Source organism: Ureibacillus aquaedulcis (genome assembly GCF_030418165.1).
GTDB lineage: Bacteria > Bacillota > Bacilli > Bacillales_A > Planococcaceae > Ureibacillus > Ureibacillus aquaedulcis.
In genome coordinates this window covers 107,207-114,481 of sequence record NZ_JAUHTQ010000011.1, presented here as the reverse complement: position 1 = coordinate 114,481, position 7,275 = coordinate 107,207, and the positions used below count along the sequence as shown (strand labels likewise).

Sequence of the window (7,275 nt, the reverse complement as noted above, 5' to 3'; positions counted from 1 at the left end):
TACAGTGGTTTTTTTATTGTAGAAAAAGCCCCCAACTATGAATAAAACCGAAGGTTGGTCAACACGGTTAAGAAGGAGAAATGGATACGGAAGAACAAACTCGAGAAGTGGGAGGACCAAGGCTAACAAGGAATCAAGGAGAACGAGGCGCAATGTACTTTGTACATGAGCATCGGCTTGACACAGATGACTCTAGTTACGTCGTGTCATCGCGCTTCGCAGATTGGCGTCGATGGTGGATGGGGGCATCCCCTGTGAGAGTAGGACATACCGCTTGTGAAAGAGGGATAAATTTAATACCGTTTTTAATTATGAATTGCCTTAATACTCCTCGAATGCTACCGTTTACGCTTTCGCATAATGCAAATTGTCGTAAAAGCGGCCTTATTGCTACCATTCACTCTCTTTTTTTCTGGAAACTGTCGTATAAACTATCTTTTTGCTACCATTCGATGCCGTTTTCATTATCGTAGTAAATATTCTTTGCATTGCTACCATATCCTCCCCAATTGTTCAAAAACGTCTTATAAACATTTGATTGTTACCGTTTGCTCCTCGCTAACCGGAAATCCTTCCACAAATAATTAAAATAGTAGAGGAAACCATCCGCTCTTCTTTGCAATTTTATTTTGAAAAAGCCCTCAACCACAATAAGAACCGAATGTAGTCGACGCTGATAAGAAGGGGTAAAATAGATACAAAAAGAACAAAAGTACTTCGAAAATGGCCAATTCAATGTGCAGAAGAAGAATGAGGGTTCATATGGTACAACTCACAACTGATAAACACAGGCCAGATGAATTCAGTTTTATGAGCGATTTGGGTTTAAAGCAACGCACGACAGTTTAGTACTAAAACTTTAATCAAGAAAGGTTTTTGAAATTGATTCCTTAAAAAAATAGGGAAGTAAGTCAAAACATAAAAGACACTGTTTCAACTTCCACTTCCCTAATTCACTATTTTATCAATTAACTATTGTTGTTCAATCGACACAATTTCATTCTCTTGATCCCATTGTACCTTTGCACCTAGTGCCTGAGATATGAATCGTAAAGGTACTAGTGTGGTTCCATTTTTCACCTTGGGAGCAATGCTTAGAGTTGCAGTTGCTCCATTTGCTTTCGCTGTCTTCTTGCCAATTGTTAAAGAGACTTGATTTTCCCCCTTATGTGCTGTAATGGTTTGTGTTGCTTTATTCCAGTCAACCTTGGCCCCCAGTGCCTCAAAAATACCACGCAATGGGACCAATGTATTTCCATTCTCGACAATTGCAGGTTGCTCTGTTACAAGACGGCTTCCATTTACTTTCACGATGGCAACGTTATCCGGCAAAGCAAACGAACTAGTATAACGTTCGCCTTCCTTACCAATAAATATAGCTACCTGGGCCCCTTCATGATAAGCCTCTACTCTAAATTCTCTGTTATCAAATTCGAACATCGTATCAAGGTACTCGTCCATATCTACACCAGTTTCGTAGCCTTTATAAAGCATAGAGTAGATTTTATTATAACTTGTAGGGTAATAGAATTTCAAAATTTCGCGAATCGCAGCTGGTACTTTTTCTATTTGCCCCTTAATATAGGATTGGCGATCATCCCAACCACTAATCAGCAAACGGAATTCCCCATAATGTGGTTTACTATCAGGTATATTGTAAAATTCCAGGGCTGCGTGACCACCACTACGGACAATTTCTCCATCAGGTGCATAGTGGTAATAATGAATTCCAGCAGGACTCACTTCTTTTGCAAATCCTAAAGTACTCACAATTGCTTCAATATTCGATAGCGTATCATCGGTTGGTTGAGAAGTAATAGTCGGAACAGTTACAGCTGGTGCTGGCGCAACTAGACCTGGATTTGGAAATGGATAAACTGGTTCAGGGTAATTCCCTGTATCATTTTCACGAACAAGCATAATATCTTGCGGATGAATATACTCAGGTGTGTTGTTAACTGTAAACCATCGAGTTTTATACCAACCATTTGACATTTTTGCATCAATCATAAATGCACCATTTCGCTTTACTGTTCCAGTAATCTTGGAGTTTTTCGATGGTGAAGCATATGTATGTATATACTGTTTGTTCGGAAAAGCATACATGCTATTATCATCCTGTAGATAATTTTCAACAACTTTCACCGCAGCATCTGCAGAGGTAACACTAATAAATAAAAAAGCTATAAAGGTTAGAATTGTTGAAGTAAATAATTTCTTCATATAATGTTTTTCTCCTATCTTTTAAATTATTGAAAAAAATTAGCACAAATATTGATTAAGGAATGTGAATCTCTTAACCTATACTCTTCCATTTAAGGTGGTAAGGATAAACTCAATTGTATAATTCAGGGCGCTTTTATTTAAGTGAAAAAGGAACTATATTCAAAGATCCTTTGGGTATAATCGTATAAAGATGAAGTAGTTAAGGTAGTTGAAATATACTATTACCTTTTAATAAGAGGTAGAGAATCTATCGGATGCGATGGTTTTGCATCCTGCTATCATCTCAATTGGAGAAAGTTCATCGGTTTTAATAAAATGACAACCCATCAAAGTTGAAAATATAACAATCAACAATAAATAATTTTTTCAAAATATCTTTCTCCTATCTATATAGGAAGAATATACTTGTATTAGTTTTTATAAAGTAGGAGGCATAGATAAATGGATGATCTCGTAATATTTTTTTGTATTGCGATTACGGTGCATAATATTGAGGAAGCAATTTGGTTGCCCAAGTGGTCCCAGCAGTCATCCAAGTTTCAAAAGCCGGTTACTGCAAGTCAATTTCGTTTTGCTGTCGTTGTGATAACTATCCTAGCTTATTTAGCCGCATTTGGTTATTTATATCTACCAAAATCAAATCTGGCAAAATGGATTTTCATTGGCTTTTTAGGTTCGATGATTGTTAATGCTGTTTTTCCACATCTGATTGCGACCATTTTTATGAAAAAGTATGCTCCCGGTCTTCTTACTGGCCTATTGCTTAACATTCCGGTGAATTCATTCGTTGTTTATCATATGTTTGAAGAAAGTTTGATTGTATGGAAAGAGTTAATATTATCCACATTGATTATAGGAATTACTCTATTAACACTAATTCCATTATTGTTTAAGATTGGTGGCAAGGAGCAACTAAAATTATGAAAATACAATTACAATTACTTGTTTGCAAAAATAAGAAGATGTTCTCTGGTTTATAAAGAGAACATCTTTTTATAGTTTCATCGTGTTAAAACTCTAAAACCTTCCTTAAATCATTAATATACGACTGACTAACAGGAAGCAATGAACCGTTTTTTAGTTCAACCACAAAATTGGAAGCAAAATCCCTGGAGATTCGCTTTATAAAATAAATATTGATTATATAGGATCGATGAATGCGTAAAAAATACTCTGGCAGTTTTAATTGAAGTTCCTTTAAAGTGACATTGGTTTTATATTGTTCACTATTGGCATAGAACCAATTACGCTTTTGCAAACTTTCTATATGCGTGACTTGATCAATTGGGATTGGAGTCCAATCATCTTCTTGCTTGCCTGTTAAAAACCTATAATGCTCCGGTTTTTCAGGTATATAGTTGGAAGGTAAAACGATAACCAATGCGGCTTCCTGTTGCTCAATAATAACTGGATATCCAATTGCATAATAAGGTGTGCCAAAAATCGATTCATCAATAAGGATTTCTGTTTTTACGCGATTCTTCAAAACTTGCATGGCTACACTTTGGCGATGCACTTCTTCCATAATTTTATGTTGAACATGAGCAATGCTTGCACTGCAATATACATAAGAACCCTCCATTGCAATAACAATCGAAGCATCCTTTGGAATCCAATCCTCTAATATAACTTTAAATTGCTCAATATCCTTAGACCTCTCCTTCAAAACTCGAACAATCCCCATTTCCATATTTAGAGCCCCCTTTGTGTTATAACAAAATCTAAATACTTCATCACTACATTTTACCATTTCATCCTAAAATACCGACTATTCGTCAGAAAATAATGAAAATTATACTTACCTGTTATATATTAATTTACAGCAAATACCTCTGTTATGGAACAGTGAATAAAAACTTTTTAACAGTGAGTATTTAAACAAAGGGGAAGGTGTGGATATTCATGGCGACAAGAAATGAGAAAATCGAGGCAATTAAGAAGGATTGGGCAGAAAATCCAAGATGGAAAGGCATCGAAAGAACATACTCTGCTGAAGAAGTTGTAAAACTGCAAGGTTCTGTTGTAGTAGAACAAACTTTAGCAAAACGGGGAGCTCGTCGTCTTTGGAAGTCTTTGCAGGAGGAAGATTTCATTAATGCATTGGGGGCATTAACAGGAAATCAAGCAGTACAACAAGTAAAGGCAGGTTTAAAAGCAATCTACTTATCGGGGTGGCAAGTAGCAGCTGATGCAAACCTGGCGGGTCAAATGTACCCTGACCAATCCTTGTACCCTGCCAACTCTGTACCACAAGTTGTAAAACGCATCAATCAAGCATTACAACGTGCAGACCAAATTGATCATGCGGAAGGCCGTAACGATGATTTTGATTGGTTTGCTCCAATTGTCGCTGATGCCGAAGCTGGATTTGGCGGGCCATTAAACGTATTCGAATTAGTTAAAGGGATGGTGGAAGCGGGTGCTGCCGGCGTTCACTTAGAAGACCAATTGGCTTCTGAGAAGAAATGTGGTCACTTAGGCGGGAAGGTATTGCTTCCAACACAAAATGCAGTTCGTAATTTGGTTGCCGCTCGCCTAGCTATGGACGTACTGGACGTGGATACAATTTTAATCGCACGTACTGATGCAGATGCAGCGGATATGGTAACAAGCGATATCGATCCACGCGATGCCGAATTTATTACTGGTGAGCGTACTCCTGAAGGATTCTTCCGTACGAAAGCTGGTATTAAGCAAGCCATTGCACGCGGTTTAGCTTATGCTCCATACGCCGATCTAATCTGGTGTGAAACTTCTAACCCATCAATTGAAGAAGCACGCGAATTTGCTGAAGGTATTCATGCAAAGTTCCCAGGTAAAATGTTAGCGTATAACTGTTCGCCTTCATTTAACTGGAAAGCGAAACTTTCAGATAGTGAAATTGCAGAATTCCAACGCGAGATTGCAAAGATGGGCTATAAATTCCAGTTTGTAACATTAGCAGGATTCCATTCACTGAACAAATCGATGTTTGAGCTTGCTGTTGAATATAAAGATAACGGTATGGCGGCTTATTCTAAGCTTCAACAAGCCGAGTTTGATTTGGAAGCAAAAGGCTATACTGCTACCAAGCACCAACGTGAAGTAGGTACAGGATACTTTGATGAAGTTGCGCAAGCAATTTCCGGTGGAACATCATCTACTACAGCGATGGCTGGATCTACTGAAACAGCTCAATTCGTGTAGGAAGTAAAATAATATGTGTCTTGGCCAATTCTATAAAGATATTTTGATATTTTTAATCTAGGGGGTATTGGTCAAGGCACTAATAAGGTGGGATAGGGAAATGGAACAGGCTACATCGCAAAAGCTTAAAATTGTTGGGGAACTGACAGAACAAGCACAAGAAATTTTGACGCCTGAAGCACTTGACTTTATTGTTTCACTGCATGAAAAGTTTAACGACCGACGCAAGGAACTGCTAAAAAAACGCGAAGAGCGCCAAAAGCGCCTTGATGAAGGTGAAAAGCTCCACTTTTTACAAGAAACTGAACAAATCCGTACAGGAGATTGGACAATTGCGCCACTTCCTCAGGATTTGCTGGATCGTCGAGTAGAAATTACGGGGCCGGCTGTTGATCGCAAAATGGTCATCAATGCATTGAATTCAGGTGCAAAAATGTTTATGGCGTGTTTTGAAGATGCCTCAACACCTACTTGGGAAAACATGATCGCAGGGCAAATCAATATGCGCGATTCGGTTCGCCGTACAATTACTTTAACGCAAGAATCTAATGGGAAAACATATAAGTTAAACGACGAAACTGCTGTACTGATCGTTCGTCCAAGGGGATTACACCTACTTGAGAAGAATGTGCTGGTAGACGGCGAAGTGATGTCAGGCAGCTTCTTTGATTTTGGCTTGTATTTCTTCCATAATGCGAAAGAATTATTGGCACGAAATACAGGGCCGTATTTCTACTTGCCAAAGCTTGAAAGTCACTTAGAAGCACGTCTATGGAACGATGTGTTTGTTTATGCACAAGATGCCTTGGGAATCCCGCAAGGTACCATTAAGGCTACTGTCCTCATTGAAACGATTGTCGCGGCATTTGAAATGGACGAAATCCTATATGAATTACGTGAACATTCTGCAGGTCTTAACTGTGGACGTTGGGATTATATTTTCAGCTTTATTAAGCGACTGCGTAATCAACCAGATGTTGTACTGCCGGACCGTGGCCAAGTGACGATGACCGTGCCGTTTATGAAAGCCTATACATCTTTATGTATTCAAACTTGCCATAAGCGTAATGCACCGGCAATGGGAGGAATGGCTGCCCAAATTCCTGTGAAAAATGATGAAGAAGCAAATAACATCGCCTTTGCCAAAGTGGCTGAAGATAAACTTCGAGAAGCTACAGATGGCCATGATGGTACGTGGGTGGCTCACCCAGGATTAGTACCGGTTGCAATGGAACAATTTGATGCCATTATGAAAACTCCGAACCAAATTGATAAAAAACGCGAAGATGTAAATATATCGGCAAGTGATTTGGTTGCCGTTCCAGAAGGTACAATTACAGAAGAAGGTCTTCGCATCAATGCAAGCGTCGGTGTTCAATATATCGCATCATGGCTGCGTGGAAATGGTGCTGCACCAATAAATAACTTAATGGAAGATGCAGCAACGGCCGAGATTTCCCGTACTCAAGTTTGGCAATGGATTCGCCATGAAAAAGGTGTACTTCAAGATGGACGTAGAGTCACTCTTGAGTTAACCTTGGAATTTTTACAAGAAGAGCTTGCTAAGATTAAAGCTGCTGTTGGGGAACAAGCATATAACACGGGTCGTTATGAAGAAGCGGCTGAGCTGTTTAAAACTTTAATCGAGCAAGATGAGTTTGTTGAATTTTTAACTCTGCCAGGCTACGAAAAAATCAGCTGATTCGTATTGGAAATAAGTTGCCTCCAATCCACTATTTCTAATACGTTCGAACAAGGGGATCATTAATAGATAACAAGGGGATGGGATGTCTTGCTAGCTGGGATGGGCTGGCAGGACATTCTTTTTAATTTTTGGAAGGAATTCTTCATAGATTAAAAGAA

At 38.8% G+C, this 7,275-nt stretch carries 5 protein-coding genes; 3 read left to right on the top strand and 2 right to left on the bottom strand.

The window, feature by feature from the left end; genetic code table 11:
* Positions 1 to 972: 972 nt before the first annotated feature.
* Positions 973 to 2,223 carry a stalk domain-containing protein gene (locus tag QYB95_RS14225; protein ID WP_301139004.1) on the bottom strand — a complete coding sequence of 417 codons (1,251 nt, stop codon included), beginning with the start codon at positions 2,221 to 2,223 and terminating at the stop codon, positions 973 to 975.
* Positions 2,224 to 2,667: 444 nt separating this feature from the next.
* Between QYB95_RS14225 and QYB95_RS14220 the strand changes: the two genes are divergently transcribed.
* A complete protein-coding gene (locus tag QYB95_RS14220; RefSeq protein WP_301139003.1) occupies positions 2,668 to 3,150 on the top strand; it encodes an HXXEE domain-containing protein in 483 nt (160 codons plus the stop codon).
* Positions 3,151 to 3,235: 85 nt separating this feature from the next.
* Here the strand turns inward: QYB95_RS14220 and QYB95_RS14215 are convergent, their stop codons facing one another.
* Positions 3,236 to 3,916 (bottom strand): LytTR family DNA-binding domain-containing protein, encoded by a 681-nt coding sequence (locus QYB95_RS14215; protein ID WP_301139002.1) that lies wholly within the window; start codon positions 3,914 to 3,916, stop codon positions 3,236 to 3,238.
* Positions 3,917 to 4,128: 212 nt separating this feature from the next.
* On the opposite strand from QYB95_RS14215, the gene aceA reads away from it, so the two are divergent.
* Positions 4,129 to 5,412 carry an isocitrate lyase gene (aceA, locus tag QYB95_RS14210; protein WP_301139001.1) on the top strand — a complete coding sequence of 428 codons (1,284 nt, stop codon included), beginning with the start codon at positions 4,129 to 4,131 and terminating at the stop codon, positions 5,410 to 5,412.
* Positions 5,413 to 5,512: 100 nt separating this feature from the next.
* Positions 5,513 to 7,114 (top strand): malate synthase A, encoded by a 1,602-nt coding sequence (gene aceB, locus QYB95_RS14205; RefSeq protein ID WP_301139000.1) that lies wholly within the window; start codon positions 5,513 to 5,515, stop codon positions 7,112 to 7,114.
* Positions 7,115 to 7,275: the final 161 nt, after the last annotated feature.